The 22,883-nt window shown below is 56.0% G+C and carries 21 protein-coding genes and 1 tRNA gene; 14 read left to right on the top strand and 8 right to left on the bottom strand.

Annotated features, from left to right (window positions below; translation table 11 throughout):
* Window positions 1–23: 23 nt before the first annotated feature.
* Window positions 24–233 (top strand): hypothetical protein, encoded by a 210-nt coding sequence (locus C0623_04385; GenBank protein PLY02097.1) that lies wholly within the window; start codon window positions 24–26, stop codon window positions 231–233.
* 55 nt (window positions 234–288) lie between these two features.
* On the opposite strand, the gene C0623_04380 is transcribed toward C0623_04385, so the two are convergent.
* Window positions 289–2,001, bottom strand: coding sequence for a hypothetical protein (locus C0623_04380; protein PLY02096.1), 1,713 nt, complete (start codon window positions 1,999–2,001; stop codon window positions 289–291).
* Between the two features lie 125 nt (window positions 2,002–2,126).
* Here C0623_04380 and C0623_04375 point away from each other — a divergent pair, with 125 nt between their 5' ends.
* The 4 genes from C0623_04375 to C0623_04360 are packed head-to-tail and all read left to right on the top strand — an operon-like array spanning window position 2,127 to window position 5,539.
* Window positions 2,127–2,897: a TatD family deoxyribonuclease gene (locus tag C0623_04375; GenBank protein ID PLY02095.1), complete on the top strand. Its 771-nt coding sequence runs from the start codon at window positions 2,127–2,129 to the stop codon at window positions 2,895–2,897.
* Window positions 2,898–3,635 carry a tRNA cyclic N6-threonylcarbamoyladenosine(37) synthase TcdA gene (locus C0623_04370; protein ID PLY02094.1) on the top strand — a complete coding sequence of 246 codons (738 nt, stop codon included), beginning with the start codon at window positions 2,898–2,900 and terminating at the stop codon, window positions 3,633–3,635.
* Between the two features lie 2 nt (window positions 3,636–3,637).
* Entirely contained in the window at window positions 3,638–4,390 is a 753-nt protein-coding gene (locus tag C0623_04365; GenBank protein ID PLY02093.1) for an integrase, read from the top strand.
* A 15-nt stretch (window positions 4,391–4,405) separates the two neighbouring features.
* Window positions 4,406–5,539, top strand: coding sequence for a hypothetical protein (locus C0623_04360; protein ID PLY02092.1), 1,134 nt, complete (start codon window positions 4,406–4,408; stop codon window positions 5,537–5,539).
* Window positions 5,540–5,907: 368 nt separating this feature from the next.
* On the opposite strand, the gene ilvD is transcribed toward C0623_04360, so the two are convergent.
* The 6 genes from ilvD to C0623_04330 form a co-directional block, all read right to left on the bottom strand.
* Window positions 5,908–7,635: a dihydroxy-acid dehydratase gene (ilvD, locus tag C0623_04355; protein PLY02091.1), complete on the bottom strand. Its 1,728-nt coding sequence runs from the start codon at window positions 7,633–7,635 to the stop codon at window positions 5,908–5,910.
* 4 nt (window positions 7,636–7,639) lie between these two features.
* A complete protein-coding gene (ilvN, locus tag C0623_04350; GenBank protein PLY02090.1) occupies window positions 7,640–8,122 on the bottom strand; it encodes an acetolactate synthase small subunit in 483 nt (160 codons plus the stop codon).
* The gene (ilvB, locus tag C0623_04345; protein ID PLY02089.1) at window positions 8,112–10,004 is read right to left on the bottom strand and encodes an acetolactate synthase, large subunit, biosynthetic type; all 1,893 of its coding nucleotides are present in this window, start codon (window positions 10,002–10,004) and stop codon (window positions 8,112–8,114) included. The genes ilvN and ilvB overlap by 11 nt, the downstream gene beginning before the upstream one ends.
* Window positions 9,895–10,554: a 3-isopropylmalate dehydratase small subunit gene (leuD, locus tag C0623_04340; protein PLY02088.1), complete on the bottom strand. Its 660-nt coding sequence runs from the start codon at window positions 10,552–10,554 to the stop codon at window positions 9,895–9,897. The genes ilvB and leuD overlap by 110 nt, the downstream gene beginning before the upstream one ends.
* Window positions 10,555–10,802: 248 nt before the next feature.
* Window positions 10,803–12,218: a 3-isopropylmalate dehydratase large subunit gene (leuC, locus tag C0623_04335; GenBank protein PLY02087.1), complete on the bottom strand. Its 1,416-nt coding sequence runs from the start codon at window positions 12,216–12,218 to the stop codon at window positions 10,803–10,805.
* Between the two features lie 186 nt (window positions 12,219–12,404).
* The gene (locus C0623_04330; protein PLY02086.1) at window positions 12,405–13,295 is read right to left on the bottom strand and encodes an EamA/RhaT family transporter; all 891 of its coding nucleotides are present in this window, start codon (window positions 13,293–13,295) and stop codon (window positions 12,405–12,407) included.
* A gap of 321 nt (window positions 13,296–13,616) precedes the next feature.
* Here C0623_04330 and C0623_04325 point away from each other — a divergent pair, with 321 nt between their 5' ends.
* The 5 genes from C0623_04325 (at window position 13,617) to C0623_04305 (ending at window position 18,253) form a co-directional block, all read left to right on the top strand.
* Window positions 13,617–14,771: an ABC transporter substrate-binding protein gene (locus tag C0623_04325; GenBank protein PLY02109.1), complete on the top strand. Its 1,155-nt coding sequence runs from the start codon at window positions 13,617–13,619 to the stop codon at window positions 14,769–14,771.
* Window positions 14,772–14,874: 103 nt separating this feature from the next.
* Entirely contained in the window at window positions 14,875–15,789 is a 915-nt protein-coding gene (locus C0623_04320) for a branched-chain amino acid ABC transporter permease (protein ID PLY02085.1), read from the top strand.
* A gap of 22 nt (window positions 15,790–15,811) precedes the next feature.
* Window positions 15,812–16,807: a branched-chain amino acid ABC transporter permease gene (locus C0623_04315; GenBank protein PLY02084.1), complete on the top strand. Its 996-nt coding sequence runs from the start codon at window positions 15,812–15,814 to the stop codon at window positions 16,805–16,807.
* The gene (locus C0623_04310) at window positions 16,800–17,558 is read left to right on the top strand and encodes an ABC transporter ATP-binding protein (protein ID PLY02083.1); all 759 of its coding nucleotides are present in this window, start codon (window positions 16,800–16,802) and stop codon (window positions 17,556–17,558) included. Before C0623_04315 ends, C0623_04310 begins: the two co-directional genes overlap by 8 nt.
* Window positions 17,552–18,253, top strand: coding sequence for an ABC transporter ATP-binding protein (locus C0623_04305; protein PLY02082.1), 702 nt, complete (start codon window positions 17,552–17,554; stop codon window positions 18,251–18,253). The genes C0623_04310 and C0623_04305 overlap by 7 nt, the downstream gene beginning before the upstream one ends.
* A 57-nt stretch (window positions 18,254–18,310) precedes the next feature.
* Here the strand turns inward: C0623_04305 and C0623_04300 are convergent.
* Window positions 18,311–18,386: transfer RNA gene (locus C0623_04300), tRNA-Phe, on the bottom strand.
* Between the two features lie 354 nt (window positions 18,387–18,740).
* Here C0623_04300 and aroF point away from each other — a divergent pair.
* From aroF to C0623_04280, 4 genes are all read left to right on the top strand, one after another.
* A complete protein-coding gene (aroF, locus tag C0623_04295) occupies window positions 18,741–19,760 on the top strand; it encodes a 3-deoxy-7-phosphoheptulonate synthase (GenBank protein ID PLY02081.1) in 1,020 nt (339 codons plus the stop codon).
* 56 nt (window positions 19,761–19,816) lie between these two features.
* The gene (locus C0623_04290) at window positions 19,817–20,086 is read left to right on the top strand and encodes a hypothetical protein (GenBank protein PLY02080.1); all 270 of its coding nucleotides are present in this window, start codon (window positions 19,817–19,819) and stop codon (window positions 20,084–20,086) included.
* A gap of 146 nt (window positions 20,087–20,232) precedes the next feature.
* On the top strand, window positions 20,233–21,402 hold the full coding sequence (locus tag C0623_04285; GenBank protein ID PLY02079.1) for a 3-phosphoglycerate dehydrogenase: 1,170 nt from the start codon (window positions 20,233–20,235) through the stop codon (window positions 21,400–21,402).
* 33 nt (window positions 21,403–21,435) lie between these two features.
* The gene (locus tag C0623_04280; protein PLY02078.1) at window positions 21,436–22,524 is read left to right on the top strand and encodes a 3-phosphoserine/phosphohydroxythreonine transaminase; all 1,089 of its coding nucleotides are present in this window, start codon (window positions 21,436–21,438) and stop codon (window positions 22,522–22,524) included.
* Window positions 22,525–22,883: the final 359 nt, after the last annotated feature.

Genomic DNA, 22,883 nt, shown 5'->3' with positions numbered 1-22,883 from the left:
AAGTTTATTTCCAGGAGGTAACAATGGAGTGCGAGCTTCTCGATAAGTGCGGATTTTTTAAAAAGTATGAAGGAACCCTCGATCTGGCCTGCCGCGGCTTTATCAAGTCCTTTTGCAAAGGTGAAAGAATGGATGAATGCATGCGCAAGAAGTATCGCGCCGAACATGGCGAACCGCCGCACGATGACATGATGCCGAGCGGCCAGGATATGCCGAAGAGTTATCAGGCCTGAATTTTAGTGAATAGCAATAGAAAAAAAGGTGCCGCCATCGGCACCTTTTTTGTGTTCAGACGCCCTTGCTTTCAATCGCATCGTCCTTGTGCATGCGGAAGACATCGGCCAGTTCCTTGAGCCGGCCGGAAAGGATCTCCATTTCGTCAAGGTCATAATCGTTTTCCGATAATTTCACCTTGTTGTTCTTCAGCCGGTTTTCCGAGGCGGAGATCAGATCGTATATCTTCTGGACCGTTTCCGATTGGATTTTAATCGCCTGGTTAATCGACACAATCTGATCTTCGCGTTCGGTCAGGCCATGATCGAATTCGCGGTTGGCGCGGACCTGCTCTTCCATGCCGCGGGTGATCTGGTCGGCCGCCGACTTCATCTCGGTTGTCCCTTCCTGAATCCGCTGAATCGAGAGCATCTGTTCATTCATTGCGTTGGTGATGGCATGGACCGACATCAGGCTCTGTGAAGAATCTTCAATCAGGGCCTCGGCCCGGCTTGACTGCTCTTCGGTCTGGTTGGCTATGTCGCGTGCCTTGTTTGTCGACTGCCGTGCACTCTCCATGATCTTGCGCAGGGCGGCGCCGGTCTCCATTGAAAGCTGCTTGCCACGGGCAATGCGGGCCGCGGTTGCATTAACCGCTTCCGTCACCTCGCCGGTGTCATTGGCAATAGCGGTAATAATATTATGAATATCCTCAGCACTGGTTGTTGTGCGATCAGCCAGGTCACGGATCTCCCCGGCGACAACGGAAAAGCCTTTGCCCTCGGCCCCGGCTTTGGCGGCTATGATGGCAGCGTTAAAGGCGAGAAGCTCGGTATCCGAAACAAGATCCTTGATGACCTCGATAATCTTGGTGACCTCCTCGGTCTGCTGCACAAGCCGTTGCATGGCCGCGGTTGCTTTTCGGCTCTCCTCATCGATCCGGTCCATCTCTTCGATTGACTCATCCATGATTTCAATACCGCCCTCAGCGTTCTTCGTGACGAGGGTGACAACCTCGGCGCTGGACGTTGCACCGTCACGGATAGTGTTCAGGGCATTCTGGATGGTTTGCAGATCGTTGACTGTCGTTTCAATCAGATGCGAGAATTCACTTGCCTGCTCCGAGACCTTACGCGTGCTGGACGACATCTGGTCGACACTGGATGTGGTTTCGAGAAACTTCATGTTGGAGTGTTCCATCGCCGAGGCCATCTCCTGCAGCGAAGCGAAGAGTTCGCGAGACAAGGCTGCTTCATCCTGGGTGCGGCTGGAAAGCTTCTCCATCTGCTCGGCAATTTGACTGTGTTGCTCCTCAAGGCTGACGGCAATCTCGCGGTTGGAAGAGGCTGCTTTCAGGCCGGCCATTGCCTGTTCCGAAAGGAAATGGCTCCGCTCGGATATGCCGGAATGGTGCGGCGCCAGTTCTTCAATCGTATCGGTAATTGTCTGGACCAGCATCTCTACCTGTTCGACTGATTTCGCCAGCAGGCCATTCAGCGATTCGAGCGACTCGTCATCGGCTTCCGTTTTCCCGGTCAGCGGCTGCAGCATGTTGAGTTGCAGGCGCAACTGTTTCTTGAGTGTGATTCTGACAAAAAAGTACATGCAGGCGCCGGTGCCATAGCCCATGAGAAGGCAGACGAGAAAGAAGGGCAGGGTGAAAACAGTGTCGCCGAGTACCGGTGCGGTGATTATCGGGAAAAGCAGCCCGGCAACCATGCCGACGCCGTGGGTAAAGAAAAAAACCTTGCGGATATAGGGGACGTTGCTGATTCCGGGAAGAGCCATGACAAACCCTCAATAAAACATGAAATAATTGTAATCCAACCAGATAGAAGTAGCACAGTTATCTGGCCAAAACAAGATAAAAGCCGGAATTCACCTGCCTGCAGAACCTATGCTACAATCGGTAAATGTTGATTGATACGCATATCCATCTCGACCGTTTTTCCGCCGAACTCGATCTTGAAAAAGAACTTATTGCCGCCCGGAAAAGCGGGGTCGCCCGTTTTGTTGTCCCCGGCGTGCACCGCTGTGACTGGCCACGGTTGAAAAAGATGGTTGCCTCAATCGACGGCGGTTTGGCGGCCTACGGAGTGCATCCGCTGGCCGGCGAAGAGTGGGATCAATCCTGTGGCGACGAACTGCAGAATTTTTTGCGCGACGAAAAAGCAGTCGCAGTCGGTGAAATCGGTCTCGACCGCTATGTTGATGTTGTACGCGAAGTGCAGGAGCGGGTGTTTCGCGAACAGTTACAGATTGCCGTTGCCGAGGGCTTGCCGGTCCTGATCCATTGTCGCAGGAGAACCGGGCGGATACTCGAGATCCTGCAGGAAGAAAAGATTAACCGGGTCGGCGGAATCATGCATGCCTTCGGTGGCAGCTACGAGACGGCAAGGAAGGCGATTTCGCTCGGTTTTGTTCTTTCCTTTGGCGGATCGCTGACTTATCCTGAAGCGCGGCGTGTCGTTGAGGTTTTGCAAAAGGCACCCGGTGATGCCATTGTTATTGAAACCGATGCCCCGGATATGGCGCCGCATCCGCATCGGGGTTGCGCGAACCGGCCGCTCTGGCTTAATCTTGTTCTCGAGCGGCTGGCTGAAATCAGGGGGTGGAGCCTGGAGCAGGCAGCCGCCATGACAACGAGAAATGCCAGGCGGGCCCTCAAACTGGATGAACGGTAAATGAGAGTAGATCGATTTGACCGGCTGAACCTGCTCTACGGAGCGGCCGGCCTTGAAAAATTGCGCAACAAGTCGGTTGCGGTTTTCGGCCTCGGCGGGGTCGGATCCTATGCGGCCGAAGGACTGGTTCGCGGCGGCCTCGGCCGGCTGACACTGATCGATTTTGACCAGGTCGATATCACCAACCTGAATCGCCAGGTTCATGCGGTTGCGGCGACAGTCGGACAAGCGAAGGCCCGGGCCATGGCCGAACGGTGCCGGGCAATCAACCCGGATGCGCAGATTGAACCGATCGAGATTCTTTTTTCGGCCGAAAACAGCTCTGAACTTCTGGCGCCAGGATACGATTATGTGCTCGACTGTATAGATCAGGTGACGGCCAAGCTGCACCTGATTGAAAGTTGTCATAATAGCGATTTGAAGTTGATTTCATCGATGGGAGCGGCCAACAAAATCGACCCGACCCGGATCCGGGTTGATGATCTGGAGAAGACCCGGAAATGCCGGCTGGCGCGGATTATCAGAAAAGAGTTGCGCAAGCGGGGGATCGAACATGGCATCAAGGTTGTCTACTCGCTCGAGGGTTTCCGCCCATTGGCGGAGGGGCGGCGCGATGCCGAAGAAGATGCGAGCTACCAGGATCGCCGGGCGCCGCTTGGCAGCTCTTCAGTCATTCCCCCGATGTTCGGATTGACTATGGCCGGCGAGGTTATCCGGGATCTGCTGGGAGCTGATTGATTATGGATCCGTTGTATTGGCAAATTCCGCTACTGGCCGGGGTCGGACTGATCGCCGGAATTCTTAATATTCTGGCCGGCGGCGGCTCATTGCTGACCCTTCCGGTTCTGATCTTTGTCGGCCTGCCGGCATCGACCGCAAATGGCACCAACCGGATTGCCATCTTCTGCCAGAACATCTTTGCGATGAACGGATTTCGCAAGCGGGGCGTCTTTCCACTCAAGCTCGCCCTGATCTGTACCATGCCGGCCCTGCTCGGCAGTTACTTTGGTGCCACTCTTGCCATAAACATCGATGATGCCCTGTTCAAGAAGATACTCGCTCTGATCATGATCGGAGTCATGATTTTTACGGCACTCGATCCGGTCAAGAAGTTGAAAGTAGAGGAAGAAAAAATCTCGGGCGGACGGCTGATCCTGCTGCTGGTTACGTTTTTTGGCGTCGGTGTCTATGGTGGTTTCGTTCAGGCCGGGGTCGGTTTTATTGTCATTGCCGGGCTGCTGCTGCACGGTCTCGACCTGGTCCGGATCAATGCCGTCAAGGTGATTGTCATCTTCGCTTTTACGGTGGTTGCCCTGTCTGTTTTTATCTACCATGGCGAGGTTGATTACAGCCTCGGACTGGCTCTGGCCGCCGGGAACTCCCTCGGCGGGATAATCGGAACGCGTCTTGCAGTTGAAAAAGGGCATGACTGGCTGAAGAAGTTCGTGACGGTGACGGTTCTCGTTTTTGCCGTTAAATTGCTGATCGGCTGATTTTTCGGATAAGGCATGAATCAAAGCGCAAAAAAACATATCGAAATATCGGCGGCCAAGGCACCGCCGGAGATCCTCTCAAACCAGATCCAGGTTTTCCGCAATGACCAGTTTATCCGCCGGATGCTCGATGCGATCCCGTCCTTGCTGGCTGTTTTGAATTCGGATCGACAGATTATTTACGCGAATAAGTCGTTGATCGAAATGCTTGAATTTGATGGCGAAGAAGCTCTGCTTGGTTTGCGCCCCGGCGATGTTTTTGACTGCGTCAATGCGTACGATTCTGAAAGTGGTTGTGGTCTGGGGGAGCTCTGTCGTTCATGCGGTGCTTTGGTTGCAATCGTTTCAGAAACCAGGACAACCGAGGAATGTCGTATGACGCGATTGCGCGAGAGCATGATTCAGGCGCATGAACTCGAAGTGACAACAACTCCGTTTGTCTATGTCGGGGAAACATTCACGATCTTTTCGGTTGTTGATAAAAGCTCCGAACATCGCCGGCAGATGCTGGAGAGAATTTTTTTCAATGACATCATGAATGTTGTCGGCAGTATCAAGGGGTTTGCCGAGTTGCTCGAAACCCGGGACTACCAAGATAAAGAAAAAATTTATTTCCAGATCCGCGAAGCGGCCGAACAGGTGATCGGTGAGGTCGAGGCCCAGCGGATGCTGAGCGATGCCGAACATGAGCGGCTGGAACTGAAACAGGAGCTCTGTTCATCCCGGGATCTTCTCGAACGTATCGTTCGCCTCTATGAAAATCATAAAACAGCGACCCGGAGACATCTGACGATCAATGCTTCCGCTGTGAACGAGTACCTGCTAACCGACCAGAGCATTTTGTTACGGATACTCGGAAATATGGTGGTCAATGCTTTCGAGGCGATTCCCCCTGATGAATCGGTGATCCTCGACTGCCAGGCAGACGGCAAGGCGCTGGTGTTCAGTGTACATAATCCCGGTGCGATACCGGAAGAGGTGCGGCCGGAAATCTTCCGCCGAACCTATTCAACCAAGGGGACTGGACGGGGCCTCGGCACATACAGCATGCGGCTGCTCAGTAACTATCTTTCTGGCGAGGTCGAGTTCGAGAGCAGTCGATCGACCGGGACGCTATTCCGAATCTCTCTACCTGTCAATATCGAATAATTCATGAAACCTGGCCTGGGTGCAGGGCCGGATCACCGTCGGGAGCCGTTCCTCAAATACTCCAAGCTTTCGTTTACGCTGAATCAGGGATTTTAGGAAACACTCGATCTTATACGGGAAGAGCCCGCTTGAAAGCGGGCTCTTTTTTTATTATTAGTTATTGTGAATGACGGACAAGGCGCCAGCCCCATGCGAGTGCAGCGGGGAGGGCCCAGAATGTAAAACCGATGAGAAATCCTTCAAACATGATTTACTCCATTGATTCAGGTTTAATTATTACCTTTTTTGTCATGATATCAGTTGCTCAGCTTGAATGCAACTGATATCAGTCGGTCAGCGGTAAGATTGAGCCTGTTGTTTTAAGCGATTTACCGAGTTGACGAGCTCTTGTTCCGGCTGGTCACAGCGCCGGTTGAAGCCGGAGAGACAAGCCGTGCATATTTGGCGAGAACGCCGTGTGTGAAGCGGCTCTCCACGGGTTGCCAATCGTCAAGCCGTTTTTGCAGTTCGGTCGGTGCGAGGTCGAGGTTCAATTCATCTTTTTCGAGATCAATGATAATCCGGTCACCTTCCCTGACCGCGGCCAGCGGTCCGCTGCTGTGGGCTTCCGGGGTAATATGGCCGATCATGATGCCGTGCGTACCGCCGGAGAAACGGCCGTCGGTGATCAGGGCGACACTGTCGCCGAGACCGGCTCCCATCAGGGCGGCCGACGGAGCCAGCATTTCACGCATGCCGGGGCCACCGCACGGTCCTTCATAGCGGATGACGACGACATCTCCCGGTTCGATCCGTTCCTCGAGAATCGTCGATAACGCGTCCTCCTCGCAATCGAAAACCCGGGCCGGACCGGACATGCTTTTAAGCGCTTTGCCGCTCATTTTAAGGACGCACCCGTCGCTGGCCAGATTTCCGTGCAGGATCCGAATGTGCTGATTGGCCGGTGCATACGGATCAGCGGGCGGGAAAATGACATCCTGGTCAACCGGAAAAGGGGCGGCCTGCTCAAGATTGGCCGCTACGGTTTTTCCGGTTACGGTCAGGCAGTCGCCGTGCAGGTAGCCGTTTTCGAGCAGCAGGCGCATCACCATCGGAATACCGCCGAGGGGATGCAGGTCATTCATGACATACTTGCCGAACGGTTTGAAATTGCCGAGCAGCGGGACGGTGCGGGTAATGCCGGCAATATCGGCCAGAGTCAGATCGACTTCAGCTTCGCTGGCCAGGGCAAGCAGATGGAGGACGGCATTGGTCGACCCGCCCAATGCCCAGACGACGGTCAGGGCGTTTTCAAATGCTTTACGGGTCATGATGTCGGCCGCATGAATGTCGTTTTCGAGAAGATTGATCAATGCCTCCGCCGATTTCCTGCAATCTGCGATCTTCTGTTCGGAGAGCCGGTTGGCGCTATCGACCGCAACGTTGGAGGAGGAGCCGGGAAGACTCATACCCATCGCCTCGATCGCCGCGGCCATGGTGTTCGCCGTATACATGCCGGCGCAGGATCCGGCACCGGGGCAGGCATGGCATTCGATGGCGTGCAGTTCGTCGTCGTCAATCCGGCCCGCTGCATGCGCACCGATCGCCTCGAAGGCGCTGACGATGTTGATGTCTTGACCGGCATGACGACCCGGAAGGATGCTGCCGCCATAGAGGGTCAGGCCGATCAGATTGTTGCGGGCGATCGGCATCAGCGAGCCCGGTATGGTTTTGTCGCAGCCGGAGAGAGTGATCACGGCATCACAGCGGTATCCTTCGGTCATCAGCTCGATGCTGTCGGCGATCACTTCACGGCTGACCAGGGAGTACTTCATCGCCTCGGTCCCCATGGCGATACCGTCCGAAACGACCGGAGTACCGAACAGGATAACCTTGCCGCCGGCCTGCTCGAGTTCTTGCTGCAGCCGGTCGCCAAGCTCGCGGAGGTGATCGTTACAGGGGGTGCCGTTGGTGTAGGCGACGGAGAGAGCGATCAGCGGTTTATCAAAATCGGTATCATTAAAACCGACGGCGCGGAGCATCGCCCGGGCGGCACTGCGGCGGACCCAGTGACCGCTCCCTTTGCGGCCGGTGATGTCGGTGCTGCGGCGTTTCATTGGGTTACTGCTCCAGGGCGGTGACGCCGGTGCGGGCAATTTCGAGAATATGCTCCTGACCGATCTCCTCCATGAAGTCGTCGATGTGTTGTATTGCGCCGACAATCTGGATAATCGTGATGTTTTCCTTCTGCTGGTCGAGGATTTCGAAATTGTATTTCGGAGCGAACTTTTTCAACGTCGCCTCGTCGGCTTCAACCTTCAGGATTGCGACCTCGCGCCAGTAGCTTGAATCCCGGTCGAGTTCCTTGGCCGAGATCACCTCGATGAACTTTTCGAGTTGCCGGATCACCTGCTGCACCTTGGCGTCGTCATTCTCGCGCAGGGTCAGGGTCATGCGGCTACTGCCAGGGGTCTTGGCACTACAGACGGTCAGGGTGTCGACGTTGTACATTTTTTTGCGGATCATCATTGATATCTTGTTCAGCACGCCGGGGCGGTCGTGCATAAACATCAGGATGGCTCTCCGTTTCATATCACTCGACATCGGTTTGTCCTTTGTTTGTCGGTTTCGGCTCGGCAGTCGGTTTGCGAATGATCATATTGTCAAAACCGCCGCCGGAAGGGATCATCGGCAGGACGATCTCGGACGGGTCGCAGATAAACTCCAGGATAAAGGCACCATCATGCTCGATGGCGGCCATGATCGCTGAATCGATATTTTCCGGAGTATCGACCTTCAGATAAGGAATGTTGTAGGCGGCGGCGATCTGCCCGAAGTCGGGGCTGAGCATCGGCGTTCCGGCATAGCGTCCGTCGAAGAAGAGGGTTTGCCACTGGCGGACCATGCCGAGATAGCCGTTGTTGAGAATCATGATCTTGACGTCGATGTTGTGTTCCATGATGGTACCGAGTTCCTGGATGTTCATCTGGAAGCCGCCATCGCCGCTGATCGACCAGACCCGTTCGTCCGGCCGCGCCAGCTTGACCCCGATCGCCATCGGCAGCGAGCAGCCCATGGTCCCGGCGCCGCCGGAGGTAAACCAGGTGTTGTTTTTCTGAAAGTTGTAGAAGCGGGCCGATATCATCTGATGCTGGCCGACGTCCGGGATGATGTTGTCGGCACCGCCGGTCAGTTCGGAGAGGCGATGGACAATCGACTTCATCAGCAGCTGGCCGCCGCTGCCGACCGCCGTGGCAATCTCTTCCTCGGTTTCGGCCCTGGTCTCTTCACGGAATTCATCGATCTGTGAAAACCACTTGAGACGGGGGCGTGAGGTCAGCTCCGGGTCGCTCAACAAAACATGCAGGGTGCGGCCGACATCGGCATTGATGGCGATCGAAGTCGTAACGTTCTTGTCGATTTCCGAAGGATCGATCTCGACGTGGATGACGTCGGCGCCGGCCGCGTATTCCTCGAGCTTGCCGGTCACCCGGTCATCGAAGCGCATGCCGAAGGAGATGATCAGGTCGGCCTCCATGATGGCGCGGTTGGCCTCGACCGTGCCGTGCATCCCCATCATGCCGAGGCTCAACCGATGGTCGACCGGCATCGCCGACAGGCCGTGCAGGGTGAAGGCGACCGGAATATTGGTCTTTTCGGCAAACTCCTGCAACAGGTCTCCGGCCTGGCTGTCAATGACGCCATGCCCGCAGAAGATAACCGGCTGATCGCTGCTGTTGATCAGCTGCACCGCCCGATGAACAGGCTCCCGCTCCGGCGAAGGGTGATAAAAAAAGCCGGGCAAATTCGGTCGGAATGAGCGCGCATCGAAGCTGTAATCGGCCGCGACTTCGTTCTGCTGCACATCTTTCTGGATATCGATCACAACCGGGCCGCGTCTGCCGGTATTGGCGACATAGAAGGCTTCATGGATTGTTGACTCGATCTCTTCGGTCTGCAGGGGCATGTAGGTCTGCTTGGTGATCGGCATCATCACCCCGACAACATCGCTTTCCTGGAAAGCGTCGGTGGCGATAACCCCGGTCGCGACCTGGCCGGTGATGGCGATGATCGGCACCGAATCCATATGGGCATCGGCAACGGCGGTCACCAGGTTCATGGCGCCGGGCCCTGAGGTCGACATGCAGACGCCGATCTGCGGTTCCGGGTTCGACAGGGAGGCCCGGGAGAGACCCTGGGCCATAAAACCTGCACCCTGCTCGTGACGCGACATGATAAAGACGATCTCATCCTGTTGGTCCATGACATCGAACACCGGCATGATGGCGCCGCCGGTATATCCGAAAATGTAACGGACCTTCTGTTCCTTCAAAGCCTTGATAACAAGTTCTTTTCCAGTCATGTTTTCTCTTTCTTTAAGGCTGTTGACCCTGATTGTCCTGAAACAGCCAGGGACGCTGCTGCCGACGTGACATTTCAAATGCCGTGATCTTGTCTCGATGCTGCAGGCTCTGGCCGATATCATCGAGGCCGTTGAGCAGGCAGTGTTTTTTAAATTCGTCAACAGAAAATGGAAGCTGCTTACCGTCCGGTTTTTCGATATGCTGATGTTCCAGGTCGACGTTCAGGGTGTAGCCCTCGGTCGACTCAACTTCAACAAAAAGTTTGTCGATTTCTTCGGCAGGAAGGGTGATCGGCAGGATCCCGTTCTTGAAGCAGTTGTTCTGAAAGATATCGGCAAAACTCGGTGCAATAATCACCCGGAAGCCGTAATCGAGCAGGGCCCACTGCGCATGTTCACGCGATGAGCCGCAGCCGAAATTGGCGCGCGTCAGAAGGATCCGGGCACCCTGGTAGCGCTGCCGGTTGAGGACAAAGTCGGTGTTGATCGGCCGGTCAGTACAATCCACCCCCGGCTCACCATGGTCGAGATAACGCCATTCGTCGAACAGGTTGGGACCGAAACCGGTCCGCTTGATCGACTTGAGAAACTGTTTCGGGATGATCGCATCGGTATCGACGTTGGAACGATCGAGCGGTGCAACCAATCCGGTCAGTGTTGTAAATTTTTCCATTGATTCATCCTCTTTACATAAAGCTGTTTATCACCAATAGACCAAGGAACCAAGTAATCAAAAATATGTTAACGGAGAGCCGCTGAGAGGGAGAGAAAAACAAAACCTGGATTTATTGATTAGATCAAAACCATCGATTTTAAGGGGTGAGCTTATGCACTTTATGAATTTCACTCCGCCTCTCCCCGTCTCTCCGTTTAACATGCTTTACGCCTTGGACCTGTTGGTGTTCTTGGTGCCTTGGTGATTCAATTGTTAATATCCATCTCTCTCACATCAACAAAATGCCCCGTTACAGCAGCGGCCGCGGCCATCGCCGGGCTGACCAGGTGGGTCCGTCCGCCCTGCCCCTGTCGGCCCTCGAAATTCCGGTTCGAGGTCGAAGCGCTCCGCTCCTTCGGTTCGAGCCGGTCGGCATTCATCGCCAGGCACATCGAGCAGCCCGGCTCGCGCCATTCGAAACCGGCTGCCTTGAAGATCCGGTCGAGCCCTTCCTCTTCCGCCTGTTGCTTGACCAGACCGGAGCCGGGCACCACCAGCGCCAGCTTGATGTTGGCGGCAATCTTTTTCCCTTTGAGAATGGCGGCCGCGGCGCGCAAATCCTCGATCCGGCCGTTGGTGCAGGAGCCGATGAAAACCTTGTCCGGTCTGATGTCAATCATGCGCGTGTTCGGTTCGAGATCCATGTAGACGAGGGCGTCTTCCATCCCCTTGCGTTTCACCGGGTCGGTCTCCTCGGCCGGATCGGGAACACTGCCATCGACCGGAACCACCATCTCCGGCGATGTTCCCCAGCTGACATGCGGCTTGATTTTCGCCGCGTCAAGGGTGACGGTCTGGTCGAACTCGGCATCATCATCGGAGCGCAGCGTCCGCCAGTAGTCAACCGCCTGGTCCCAGAGTTCGCCGCTCGGGGCAAGGGGGCGGCCCCTGACAAATTCAATCGTCTTGTCATCTACGGCAACCATACCGGCCCGGGCCCCGGCCTCGATCGACATGTTGCAGATCGTCATCCGCCCTTCCATCGACAGGTCCCGGATCGCTTCACCGGCATACTCGATGACATAACCGGTGCCGCCGGCCGTGCCGATTTTTCCGATGATCGCCAGGATGATATCCTTGGCGGTGACGCCGGGGCCGGTTTTGTTGTCGACCCGGATCAGCATGCTCTTCGACTTTTTCTGCAACAGGCACTGGGTCGCCAGCACATGCTCGACTTCGGAGGTGCCGATGCCGAAAGAGAGGGTTGCGAAGGCACCGTGGGTTGCGGTGTGTGAATCGCCGCAGACGATCGTCATGCCGGGCAGGGTCGCGCCCTGTTCCGGCCCGATAACATGAACGATGCCCTGCCGGATGTCGTTCATTTTGAAAAGGGTGATGCCGAACTCCCGACAATTCTCCTCAAGGGTTTCGACCTGCAGGCGGGAAACCGGGTCGGCGATTCCGAGGTATCGATCAACCGTCGGCACATTGTGATCCGGAACCGCGAGGTTGGCGTCAAGGCGCCACGGTTTGCGGTCTGCCAGCCTGAGCCCTTCGAAAGCCTGGGGCGAGGTCACTTCATGCAGGAGCTGACGGTCGATGTAGAGGAGGCAGGTGCCGTCTTTTTCGCAACGGACGATATGCTCTTGCCAGAGTTTATCGTATAAAGTTTTACCGGCCATGTAATATATCCTTGATGTTTTTTCCAGGTGACAATAAAAACCTGAAATCACTGATGTTCCTGCTTTTTATTATGGACCAGTGGTTCCGGATGTCAAACCGGAATAGTCATTTATTGGACCTAAATTACCCATAGTCTGAATGGTCGGAACAGGACCGCTTTTTATTATAAGCTGTTTTTCGCCAGTTCAGGCTTGCTGTTTCGAATAGGAACCGCAGTAGATAGCCGCCAGAATCAGCAGAACCCCGACCGTCTCCAGCAGCTCGACCGGTTTGGCGAACAGGAGAACTTCCCAGACAAAAGCCAGGGTCGGCTGCAGCAGCAAAATCAATCCGGCAGTGGTTACCGGCACGGCCCGCATCGATGAAGAGATCAGGGTCCAGCCGATTGTGGTGCTCAGGATGCCGACACCGAGAAGCGTGCCGAAGGTCGGCAGGTCGGGAATGACAAAGGAGGCGCCATTGATCGGCCCGGCGATAGCGAGAAGAGTGGTACTCGAAAGGGAAACGACGAACATTGAAGACATTCCGTCGAGAGCCGAAGCTTTCATCGTTTGATGGAGAAAGATGATATATCCGGAATAGAAGAGGGCCGAAAACAGGCCCATCAGAACCCCTTTTCCCTGATAGCCCGTCATGGCATCGAGATCGGCACCGGTAATCAAAAAAAGGCCGAACAGGGCGACCGGCACCGCCAGGATGAAGAGCTTCGAGACCCGCTGTCTGAACAGCAGAAAAGAGAAGATCGCCGTAAAGAAAACCTGCAGGTTGGTCAGCAGCGTCGCAAAACCGGGACCGATCAGGTTGATGCTGCGGTGCCAGGCCATAAAATCGAGGGCGAGAAAAAGTCCGCCGCCGGCCAGAAGGAACACCTGTTTTTTGTTGAAAGAGAATGTTGCGCGGCGTAATCGTAACAGAACCCCGATCGAGACCCCGGCGAAGAGCATCCGGTAAAAAGCCGAACTGTCGGGGGGCATCTCCGAGGCCTTGATGAATATCGGGGCGAGGCTGATGCAGATGGTCCCGAGCAGAAGGCTGACCACCGGTTTTTTTGCAATAAGGCTGAAGATCTGTTTCATTGATACTCGCGGTTCCTGGCAGCGGTCTCTCTGGTTGTCGTCGCGACAGCGCAAAGCGGAGTTGAGTGATAACGCAATCAAGCAGGATTGTCCAGCAGGCCGGCCCTCTTTTTTCAGGAAATGATTAATTTTTCGATCCGCTTCGGGTAGTCGAGCCTGATCTCTGCTTGCGTGATCTGTTGCAACAGGAAGACGATTTGTGCGAAGATACGTCCGGTTGTGCTTACGGTTGATCGGCAATATGAACAGATTATCGGGTTGTCTGTCACTGGTCGGAAATTTTATCTCAAGCCTCAGGGGGCAAAAATGAAGAAACTGTGCATGTTATTTATTGTTTTGGCGATGGTACTGCCATCGGCGGCTTTGGCAGCCGGGCCGGTCAAGATCGGTATGGTGACGACGCTTTCGACCAAGGCCGGTTATCTCGGCGAAGAAGTACGTGATGGCTTCAAGCTGGCGATTGACCAGGAAGACGGGAAGCTCGGCGGCATCCCGGTCGAGCTCCTGGTTGAGGATGACGGCCGTGACCCGGGCAAAGCGAAGCAGATTGCCAACCGCTTCATCAAGCGCGATGGCGTCAAGATCATGACCGGGATCATCTTCTCAAACGTCGCCCTGGCCGTGGTGCCCAAGGTTGTGCGCAGCGAAGTGCTTTACATCAGCCCGAATGCCGGTCCTTCGGCCCTTGCCGGCAAGGGGTGCAACGAGAACTATTTTAATGTCGCCTACCAGAATGACAACCTTGATGAGGTGGTCGGCAAGTACGTCAGTGACGAAGGCTTCAAGAATGTCTACCTGCTGGCACCCAATTACCCGGCGGGCAAAGACCACCTGGCCGGTTTCAAGCGCTACTATACCGGCAATATCGCCGGCGAGGTCTACACCAAGCTCGGGCAGTCGGACTATGCGGCCGAGATCGCTGCCCTCAGAGCCGCCAAACCGGATGGCGTGTTTTTCTTCCTCCCCGGCGGCATGTGGATTAACTTTCTCAAGCAGTTTTCCCAGTCCGGGCTGAACAAAACAATTCCGGTCTTCGGGCCGGCCTTTTCCTTTGATGAGAGGCTGCTCGGCGCCGTCGGCGCCGCCGCGCTCGGCGTCAAGAACGGCTCGCAGTGGACCCACGATCTCGACAATCCGGCCAACAAGCAGTTCGTCTCAGCCTTTCGCGCAGCTTATGGCCGCACACCAACCCTCTATGCCAGCCAGGGTTACGAAGCAGCCCGTCTGATCGGCAGCGCCCTCAAGAGCGTCGGCGGTGATGTGGCGAAACTCGAGCAGCTGCGCAGTGCTGTCCGTAAGGCCGATTTCGATTCGGTGCGCGGCAAGTTTGCTTTTGCCGCCAACCAGCATCCGGTCCAGAATCTTTACATCCGCGAGGTTGTTGAGGATGGCAAGGGCGGCTTTACCAACAAGACCCTCAAGGCTGTTTTTACCGACCATGCCAACACCTATGTCGGAGATTGCAAGATGAACTAGGCTCTGTTGCGGTCAAAATGATGACTTATCGGGCACGGTTTCCTTCACGGGAGAGCGTGCCCGGCTTTATCCGCTTCCGGCAAGAGGTTCCTGACAGGTTTCCATGCTTCTTTTTATCGAGCAGATTCTCAACGGCCTGCAGCTCGGGGTGACGCTGTTTTTGATGTCGGCCGGATTGACCCTGGTTTTTGGCATCATGCAGGTCATCAACCTCGCGCACGGCTCGTTCTATATGATCGGAGCGTATGTCGGGGCGACGGTGACGGCTCGCAGCGGCTCGTTTCTGCTTGGCCTTGCCGCCGCCCTGCCGGCGGCGGCGCTGGTCGGCATGCTGGTCGAAGTGACCGTTTTACGCCGCCTTTACAAGAAGGACCATGTCGAACAGGTCCTCGCCACCTTCGGTCTGATCATGTTTTTCAACGAGCTGACCCGGATCATCTGGGGGCGACAGCCACTGTTCATGGATGTGCCGACCTGGCTTTCGGGGACGGTCGAGCTGATTCCGGGCATCCCCTACCCGAGCTACCGCATCGCAGTCATTGTCGTCGGATTGCTGGTCGCCCTCTTTCTCTACCTGATGTTCAGCCGGACCCGTATCGGTATGCAGATCCGCGCCGGGGCGAGTAACCGCGAGATGGCGGGAGCCCTCGGGATCAACATCAGGACGCTTTACACCCTGGTGTTCGGACTCGGAACTCTTCTTGCCGGGCTGGCGGGAGTGATGGCCGGGCCGATCCTGGCGGTCGAGGCCGGTATGGGCGAAAGTATTCTGATCCTGACTTTTGTCGTCATCGTTATCGGTGGCATCGGTTCGGTGCGCGGCGCCTTCCTCGGGGCGATCCTGGTCGGTATGGTTGATACACTCGGCCGTGCCTTTTTGCCGGCTTTCTTCCGGTTGTTCCTTGCGACGGCTCACGCTGACGGTGTCGCCGCCTCGGTCGCATCGATGTCAATCTACATCCTGATGGCGGTTATCCTGGTCTGGCGACCGCGAGGGCTTTTGCCCGGGCATGCCTGAGGCTGAGAGGAAGTGAACGGCTATGCCTGAATACTTCAATCGAAAAAACATTGCCATCAGTAGTGGTGCGCTGTTGCTGCTCTTGCTCCCGCTCTACGCATCAATCGCCGGCGAACCCTATCTTGTTTCACTTTTCTCGCGCATCCTGATTTACGCCCTGGCGGCAGCCAGCCTTGATCTGATCCTCGGTTACGGCGGCCTGGTGAGTCTGGGGCATGCCGCTTTTTTCGGGGCCGGGGCGTATGCGGTCGGCATCCTCGCTTACCACGACTTTGAAGGGACCCCCTTGATTGCCTGGCCTTTCCTGGTACCGGGAAGTGAGAGTGCCCTGATTACCTGGCCGGTGGCTATCCTGATTGCGGCTCTGCTTGCCGCGATCATCGGCAGTTTAAGCCTGCGCACCAGCGGCATGCACTTCATCATGATCACCCTCGCCTTCGCCCAGATGCTCTACTACTTTTTCGTCTCACTTGAAGCCTATGGCGGCGATGACGGGATCACCCTCTTTGCCCGCAACAGTCTGCCCGGGCTCGACCTTGGCGATGATACGCAATTTTATTATGTCTGCCTGGGGCTTTTGTTCACCTTCCTCTATCTGGCCGGCCGCCTGGTGCAATCGCGCTTCGGCATGGTGATCCGCGGCTGTCGTGAGAATGAAAAACGGATGCAGTCGATCGGCTTTTCGACCTATCGATACAAGCTGCTCAGCTTTGTTCTGGCCGGCGCCGCTGCCGGACTGGCCGGCGCCCTGATCGCCAACCAGGTTGAGTACGTCAGCCCCGGCCTGATGCACTGGTCCCGCTCCGGGATTATCCTGGTGATGGTCCTGCTCGGCGGCGCCGGCACCCTCTACGGGCCGGTCCTCGGCGCCGCCGCGTTTCTTCTGCTTGAGGAGGTCCTGTCGATGTACACCGAGCACTGGCTTGTTTTTTTCGGGCCGTTGCTGATCCTCGTGGTGCTGTTCGCCCGGCATGGTCTTTATGGCATCCTGGCCGGACGGGAGAAGCGCCATGGCTGAACCGATTCTGCGCACCACGGGGTTGAGCAAGAGTTTTGGCGCGGTCAATGCCTGCCAGGATCTCGATCTAACTGTCGCCGCCGGTGAAGTCCACGCCCTGATCGGCCCGAACGGTGCCGGCAAGACGACCCTGCTGAACCTGCTGGCCGGCGACCTGGCTCCCGACCGCGGCGGAATCTTCTTCACCGGGCGTGAGATCACCCGCCTGCCCCCGCATCGCCGGTCGCGTCTCGGGATGGCACGCTCCTACCAGATCACCTCGGTGTTTCCGCGCCTGACCGTTACCGAGAATCTGCTCCTCGCCATCCAGGCCCAGCACGGTCACAGCTTCCGCTTCTGGCGAAAAAGCCTGGATGTGCCGCAGCTGCGCCGGGAGCTGGCACCGGCCCTTGAACGGGTCGATTTGAGCGAGCGGGCCGACAGCCTGGCCGGCAATCTTTCGCATGGCGAAAAGAAGCAGCTCGAGGTCGGTATGGCCCTGGCCTGCAAACCCAGACTGTTGTTGCTAGACGAGCCAATGGCCGGTATGGGCCCGGGCGGTACGGTTGAGTTCTCCAAGCTGATCCGCCGGCTCAAGGAGGAGATGACGATCCTCCTGGTCGAACATGATATGGAGGCGATCTTCGCCCTCGCTGATCGGATCACGGTTCTGGTCTACGGCGAGATCATCGCCACCGGAACGGTTGAAGAAATTCGCGGCAACGACCTGGTCCGTCAGGCCTATCTCGGAGATGGGGACGAAGCATGCTGATCGTTGATCAGATAGAGACCTTCTATGGCAGCAGCCAGGCACTGTTCGGCGTCAGCTTCGAGGTGCAGGACGGCGAAGTGGTGACCCTGCTCGGGCGCAACGGCATGGGCAAGAGCACATCGGTCAAATCGATCATGGGGCTGACCCCGGTGCGGCATGGCCGGATATCTTTCAACGGTACCGATATTCATCGTCTGCCGAGCTACAAGGTGGCACGGCAGGGGATCGGTTTCGTCCCCGAGGGCCGGCAGATTTTTCCCAACCTGACCGTCCATGAAAACATCATGGTCGCCGCCGCCCACTATGGCGGCCGCAACGAGCCCTACACCCTCGACGAGGTCCTCGATATTTTTCCCCGCCTCGGCGAGCGGCGAAGCCATTTCGGCAACCAGTTGTCCGGCGGTGAACAGCAGATGCTGGCCATTGTCCGGGCCCTGATGATTACTCCCAAATTGCTGATTCTCGACGAAGCGACCGAGGGACTGGCACCGCTGGTGCGCAAGGAAATCTGGCACGGTCTCGGCATCCTCAAAAGGCGAGGCCAATCGATCCTGGTAATCGACAAGAACCTGCAGGCGCTGATGAAGCTCGCCGACAGGCACTATATAATGGAAAAAGGCCAGGTGGTCTGGTCGGGAAGTACCGACGAGATTGCCGATAACGAGATGCTGCAGGAACGCTATCTCGGGGTCTAGGCTCTCCCGGAGAAAAGAAAAGGGGCTACGCGGTAAAGCGTAACCCCTTGATTCTTCTGGTGCCCAGGGACAGAATCGAACTGCCGACACGAGGATTTTCAGTCCTCTGCTCTACCGACTGAGCTACCTGGGCAAGTCGGAAGCTCCGTTTATAACGAAACGGCCAAAGCCTGTCAAGAAAATTGTTGTCAATGCCAGGGGGCTCTGCTAAAGTCGCATTTCATCTTGTGGAGAGTACTTTTATGCAACACTCGTTTTCCAGCTTCTGGTTTTTCTTTTTTGGCTTCGGCTTTTTCTTTAGGCCGTCTGCTCGGGGCGAACTGTTGCTGGATTAAAGGATCAGAACTTACAGGCAATCAAACCACGGGCAGACATCGTTCTCTCCGTGGTTTTTCATTTTGGATCGAAAAAGTAAACTGCGAAGAGATGCCTGCGATGTATTGCTCAAAACTACAGAACAGAATCGATCCGCCAAGGGAGTAAAGAGATGATTATTGTCATGCAGTCCGGAGCCAGCAAGGATGAACTGGCTGATGTCGAGAAAAGGATTACCGAACTCGGGTACACGCCGCATGTTATCTACGGCTCGACCCGCAATGTCGTTGGCGCCATCGGCGACGAACGGGGCAAGGCGGTGTTGCAGTCGATTGAGTCGATGCCGGGCGTTGATAACGTCGTACCGATCCTCAAGCCTTACAAGCTGGCGAGCAAGGAGGTCAGGCCGGAGCCGAGTGCTGTCGAAATCCAGTCCGGGTTGAGCGTCGGCGGCGAACAACTGGTTGTCATGGCCGGCCCCTGCGCAGTCGAGAGCGAGGAACAGATCATGGAATCGGCGCAAGCGGTCAAGGCGGCCGGGGCGACAGTGCTGCGCGGCGGCGCCTTCAAACCGCGGACCAGCCCTTACTCATTCCAGGGAATGGAGGAGGAGGGGCTTAAGCTTTTGGCGCAGGCCCGTAAAGAGACCGGCCTGCCGATTGTCACCGAGGTGGTGAATCCACGTGACGTTGAGCTGGTCGCCAGGTATGCTGATATCATGCAGGTTGGGGCCCGCAATACCCAAAATTTTGCCTTGCTGAAAATGCTCGGCCAGCTCGACAAGCCGATCCTGCTCAAGCGCGGCATGGCGACGACCATCCAGGAGTTTCTGATGAGCGCCGAGTATATTCTCAGCGAAGGAAACCAGCGGGTCATCCTCTGTGAACGGGGTATTCGCACCTTCGAGACCGCGACCCGCAACACCCTCGATATATCGGCCGTGCCGGTGCTCAAGGAGCAGACCCACCTGCCGGTGATTATCGACCCGTCGCATGGCACCGGTCATGCGTCCCTGGTGCCGTCGATGTGCTACGCAGCGGTTGCGGCCGGCTGCGACGGCCTGATTGTCGAGGTTCACCCGCATCCGGAGAAGGCGACCAGTGACGGGCCGCAGTCGCTACGGCCCGAGGACTTTGCCGCGATGATGAAGAAGCTGGCGGAGTTTGCCAGGGTTGCCGGTAAAAAGATCTGATGTTCGTTTTGTTATCCCCGCTTTTCTTTGCGTCTTTGCGTTAGAGAGGTTTTGCCATGTATCTTGTCCCATTGAATCAGATCGAATCGGTCGAGCTGGTGATCCATGCCTTGCGGGCAGCCGGCGGCCAGGCCGATTGCGATATGTGCCCGGTCCGCAAGGTCTGCACAAAACAGTGCCTGACCATCGCTGATGCGATTGCAAAAATGGCCCGGGATGGAACCCTGCCGGGCCTCGAGCTCGATATCGATGAGAAACCACCGGAACCGCCGGAAACCGCACCGCCGGCAGGGGGTGGCAAAGGGAACCTGAAGGTCGTCAAGTAAAGCTGTGGCCGGCGTGGTCAGCCAACCGGGATTTAACACGAAAAACTGTTGAATGACATCGGTCGGCATGTTAAGTAAAGAGCTTGTTTTTCTGGTCTCTAACGGTTTCCGCTAAATAATTAAATTCCGCTCCCAGGAGGCGTTTCATGAACAGGGTTTTGACCTACAATGCAATTTCGGTCAAGGGATTGGACAAGTTTTCCCGCGACAAATATGAAGTAGCGAGCGAACTTGGCCACCCCGATGCCATTATGCTGCGCAGCCACGTGCTGCAGTCGGACGATATCGGCGATTCGGTCAAGGCGATCGGTCGGGCCGGTGCCGGAGTCAACAATATCCCTGTTGAAAGCTGTACCGATCGGGGCATCGTCGTTTTCAATGCCCCAGGCGCCAATGCCAATGCGGTCAAGGAGCTGACCATCACCGGAATGCTGTTGTCGGCCCGGGACATCATTGGCGGCATCAACTATGTGCAGAAAGAAGGCGAGGGTCTTGACGAAGAGGCCCTGCACAAGGTGGTCGAAGGCGGCAAGAAGGCTTACGGCGGTTCCGAACTGAAAGGCAAAACCCTCGGCGTTGTTGGCCTTGGCGCGATCGGATCGCAGGTTGCCGAAACCGGTCTGACCCTCGGTATGAAGGTCGTCGGTTATGACCCGGCCCTGTCGGTCGATGCTGCCTGGCGGCTGCCGCGCGAAGTCAAACGCATGGAGAACCTGCATTCGTTGCTGTCGCGCTCCGATTACGTCTCCCTGCACCTGCCGGTGCTCGAGGCAACGCGCAACATGATCAATAGCGAATCGGTCGACAGTTTCAAGAAAGATTCGGTCCTGCTCAACTTTTCCAGGGAGAAGCTGGTCGATAACGATGCCCTGCTCAAGGCTCTCGACAAGGGTCTGTTGCGGCGCTATGTCACCGATTTCCCGGTCCGTGAACTGATCGGCAACGACAAGATCATCGCGATGCCGCACCTCGGAGCCAGCACCGAGGAAGCCGAGGATAATTGTGCCGTGATGGTGGCTGAGCAGCTGATCGACTTTCTCGAGAACGGCAATATCAGGAATTCGGTCAATTTCCCGAATATTTCAATGGAGCGCGCCGGCGGCTACCGGATCGCCTTTTCCAACCGCAACGTGCCGAAGATGCTTAACCAGGTCCTCAACATACTATCGGATCGCGATCATAACGTTATCGACATGATCAACAGGAGTCGTGACGATGTTGCCTACAACCTTATTGATGTCGAACGCGAACCGAAGCCGGATCTGATCGAAGCTCTCGAGGCGATCGACGGGGTCATCAAGGTGCGGCTGCTTTAATTGCGAACAGCATACATTTCAAGGAGAGAATAAATGGCGAAAGTCTATAATTTCGGAGCCGGCCCGGCGATGTTGCCGGAACCGGTTATGCAGAAGATTCAGGAAGAATGGTTCAATTTCGAGAACCTCGGTGTTTCGGTGATCGAGGTCAGCCATCGGGCCAGGCAGTTTGAAAAAGTTCTGCTTGAGGCCCAGGAACGATTCCGTCAACTGACCAACCTGCCGGACAACTACAAGATCCTGTTTGTTCACGGTGGCGCCCGGATGCAGTTCTCGGCCCTGCCGATGAACCTGGCGGCCCGTTCCGCCAGCAAGAAATGCCTTTATGCCGAAACCGGCAACTTTGCCAAACTCGCCAACAAGGACGCTGGTAACTTTTGCGATGTCAAGATCATCGCTTCGAGCGCCGACAGCAACTACGACCATATTCCGACGATCTCTGCCGACATGGTTGATCAGGATGCGGCCTACCTGCACATCACCAGCAACAACACGATTTACGGCTCGCGCTACAATGAATTCCCGGAAACCGGTAATGTTCCGCTGATCGCCGATCAGACCTCGGAGATCCTGTCGCGCCAGCTCGACTACAGCAAGTTCGGTTGCGTCTATGCCGGTTTGCAGAAGAATCTCGGCCCCTCCGGCACCGCGATTGTTGTGATCAGGGAAGATCTGCTCGGCCACGCCAGCGACCAGACCCCGGTGCTGCTCAACTACGAGCAGTGCGCCAAGGACAACTCGCTGACCAATACCGCCAATACCTTCGCCATCTACGTCACCGGACTCGTTCTCGAGTGGCTGCAGGAGCAGTGTGGCGTCGCTGCCATCGAGAAGGTCAACGAGCAGAAGGCCAAGGTGCTGTACGATCTTATCGACGGCGATGATTATTTCCGCGGTGTTATCAAGCCGGAATTCCGTGGAACCATGAACGTCAGCTTCAACCTGCCGAGCGAGGAGCTCGAGGCAAAGTTCCTTGCCGAAGCGGGAGAGCAGGGCCTTTACGCCCTCAAGGGCCATCGCAGCGTCGGTGGTATCCGCGCCTCGATCTATAACGCCATGCCGATGGCCGGGATCGAAAAGCTGGCAGATTTCATGAAGGAATTTCAGAAGAACAACGGATAAAATATCCGAAGCAAACTTAGGCCCTGCAGCCATCCGCTGCGGGGCTTTTTTTATCCGCTATACTGTCATTGACAGTTTATGGCGAAAGACATAAAATTTTCGGCCTGAAGTCTTTAGTCAAAACCAAATATTGCCACGAAGACACGAAGGACACCAAGAAAGGCCAAAGGCGTAAAATCAGATTTAACGGAGAGGCGGAGAGAGGGAGAGAACTGCGCTTCAAAGAAGGACCTAAAAGCCTTTTAGGTTAAAACCAAAAACAGTATGCCCTCTTTTGTTCGGTTTTTGCTGTGGAATTACGTCTTTTTCTTTGCGTCTTGGCGCCTTTGCGTTAAATTTGTTCAGATTGGAATTTCTCT

It is taken from the genome of Desulfuromonas sp. (assembly GCA_002869615.1).
Classification (GTDB): domain Bacteria; phylum Desulfobacterota; class Desulfuromonadia; order Desulfuromonadales; family UBA2294; genus BM707.
This window is presented reverse-complemented; position numbering and strand designations above follow the sequence as displayed.

Excerpts from the sequence above, each read along its gene's own strand:
- C0623_04385 (PLY02097.1), top strand. The coding sequence starts at position 24 with ATGGAGTGCGAGCTTCTCGATAAGTGCGGATTTTTTAAAAAGTATGAA.
- C0623_04380 (PLY02096.1), bottom strand. The coding sequence starts at position 2,001 with ATGGCTCTTCCCGGAATCAGCAACGTCCCCTATATCCGCAAGGTTTTT.
- C0623_04375 (PLY02095.1), top strand. The coding sequence starts at position 2,127 with ATGTTGATTGATACGCATATCCATCTCGACCGTTTTTCCGCCGAACTC.
- C0623_04370 (PLY02094.1), top strand. The coding sequence starts at position 2,898 with ATGAGAGTAGATCGATTTGACCGGCTGAACCTGCTCTACGGAGCGGCC.
- C0623_04365 (PLY02093.1), top strand. The coding sequence starts at position 3,638 with ATGGATCCGTTGTATTGGCAAATTCCGCTACTGGCCGGGGTCGGACTG.
- C0623_04360 (PLY02092.1), top strand. The coding sequence starts at position 4,406 with ATGAATCAAAGCGCAAAAAAACATATCGAAATATCGGCGGCCAAGGCA.
- ilvD (PLY02091.1), bottom strand. The coding sequence starts at position 7,635 with ATGAAACGCCGCAGCACCGACATCACCGGCCGCAAAGGGAGCGGTCAC.
- ilvN (PLY02090.1), bottom strand. The coding sequence starts at position 8,122 with ATGTCGAGTGATATGAAACGGAGAGCCATCCTGATGTTTATGCACGAC.
- ilvB (PLY02089.1), bottom strand. The coding sequence starts at position 10,004 with ATGATATCGGCCAGAGCCTGCAGCATCGAGACAAGATCACGGCATTTG.
- leuD (PLY02088.1), bottom strand. The coding sequence starts at position 10,554 with ATGGAAAAATTTACAACACTGACCGGATTGGTTGCACCGCTCGATCGT.
- leuC (PLY02087.1), bottom strand. The coding sequence starts at position 12,218 with ATGGCCGGTAAAACTTTATACGATAAACTCTGGCAAGAGCATATCGTC.
- C0623_04330 (PLY02086.1), bottom strand. The coding sequence starts at position 13,295 with ATGAAACAGATCTTCAGCCTTATTGCAAAAAAACCGGTGGTCAGCCTT.
- C0623_04325 (PLY02109.1), top strand. The coding sequence starts at position 13,617 with ATGTTATTTATTGTTTTGGCGATGGTACTGCCATCGGCGGCTTTGGCA.
- C0623_04320 (PLY02085.1), top strand. The coding sequence starts at position 14,875 with ATGCTTCTTTTTATCGAGCAGATTCTCAACGGCCTGCAGCTCGGGGTG.
- C0623_04315 (PLY02084.1), top strand. The coding sequence starts at position 15,812 with ATGCCTGAATACTTCAATCGAAAAAACATTGCCATCAGTAGTGGTGCG.
- C0623_04310 (PLY02083.1), top strand. The coding sequence starts at position 16,800 with ATGGCTGAACCGATTCTGCGCACCACGGGGTTGAGCAAGAGTTTTGGC.
- C0623_04305 (PLY02082.1), top strand. The coding sequence starts at position 17,552 with ATGCTGATCGTTGATCAGATAGAGACCTTCTATGGCAGCAGCCAGGCA.
- aroF (PLY02081.1), top strand. The coding sequence starts at position 18,741 with ATGATTATTGTCATGCAGTCCGGAGCCAGCAAGGATGAACTGGCTGAT.
- C0623_04290 (PLY02080.1), top strand. The coding sequence starts at position 19,817 with ATGTATCTTGTCCCATTGAATCAGATCGAATCGGTCGAGCTGGTGATC.
- C0623_04285 (PLY02079.1), top strand. The coding sequence starts at position 20,233 with ATGAACAGGGTTTTGACCTACAATGCAATTTCGGTCAAGGGATTGGAC.
- C0623_04280 (PLY02078.1), top strand. The coding sequence starts at position 21,436 with ATGGCGAAAGTCTATAATTTCGGAGCCGGCCCGGCGATGTTGCCGGAA.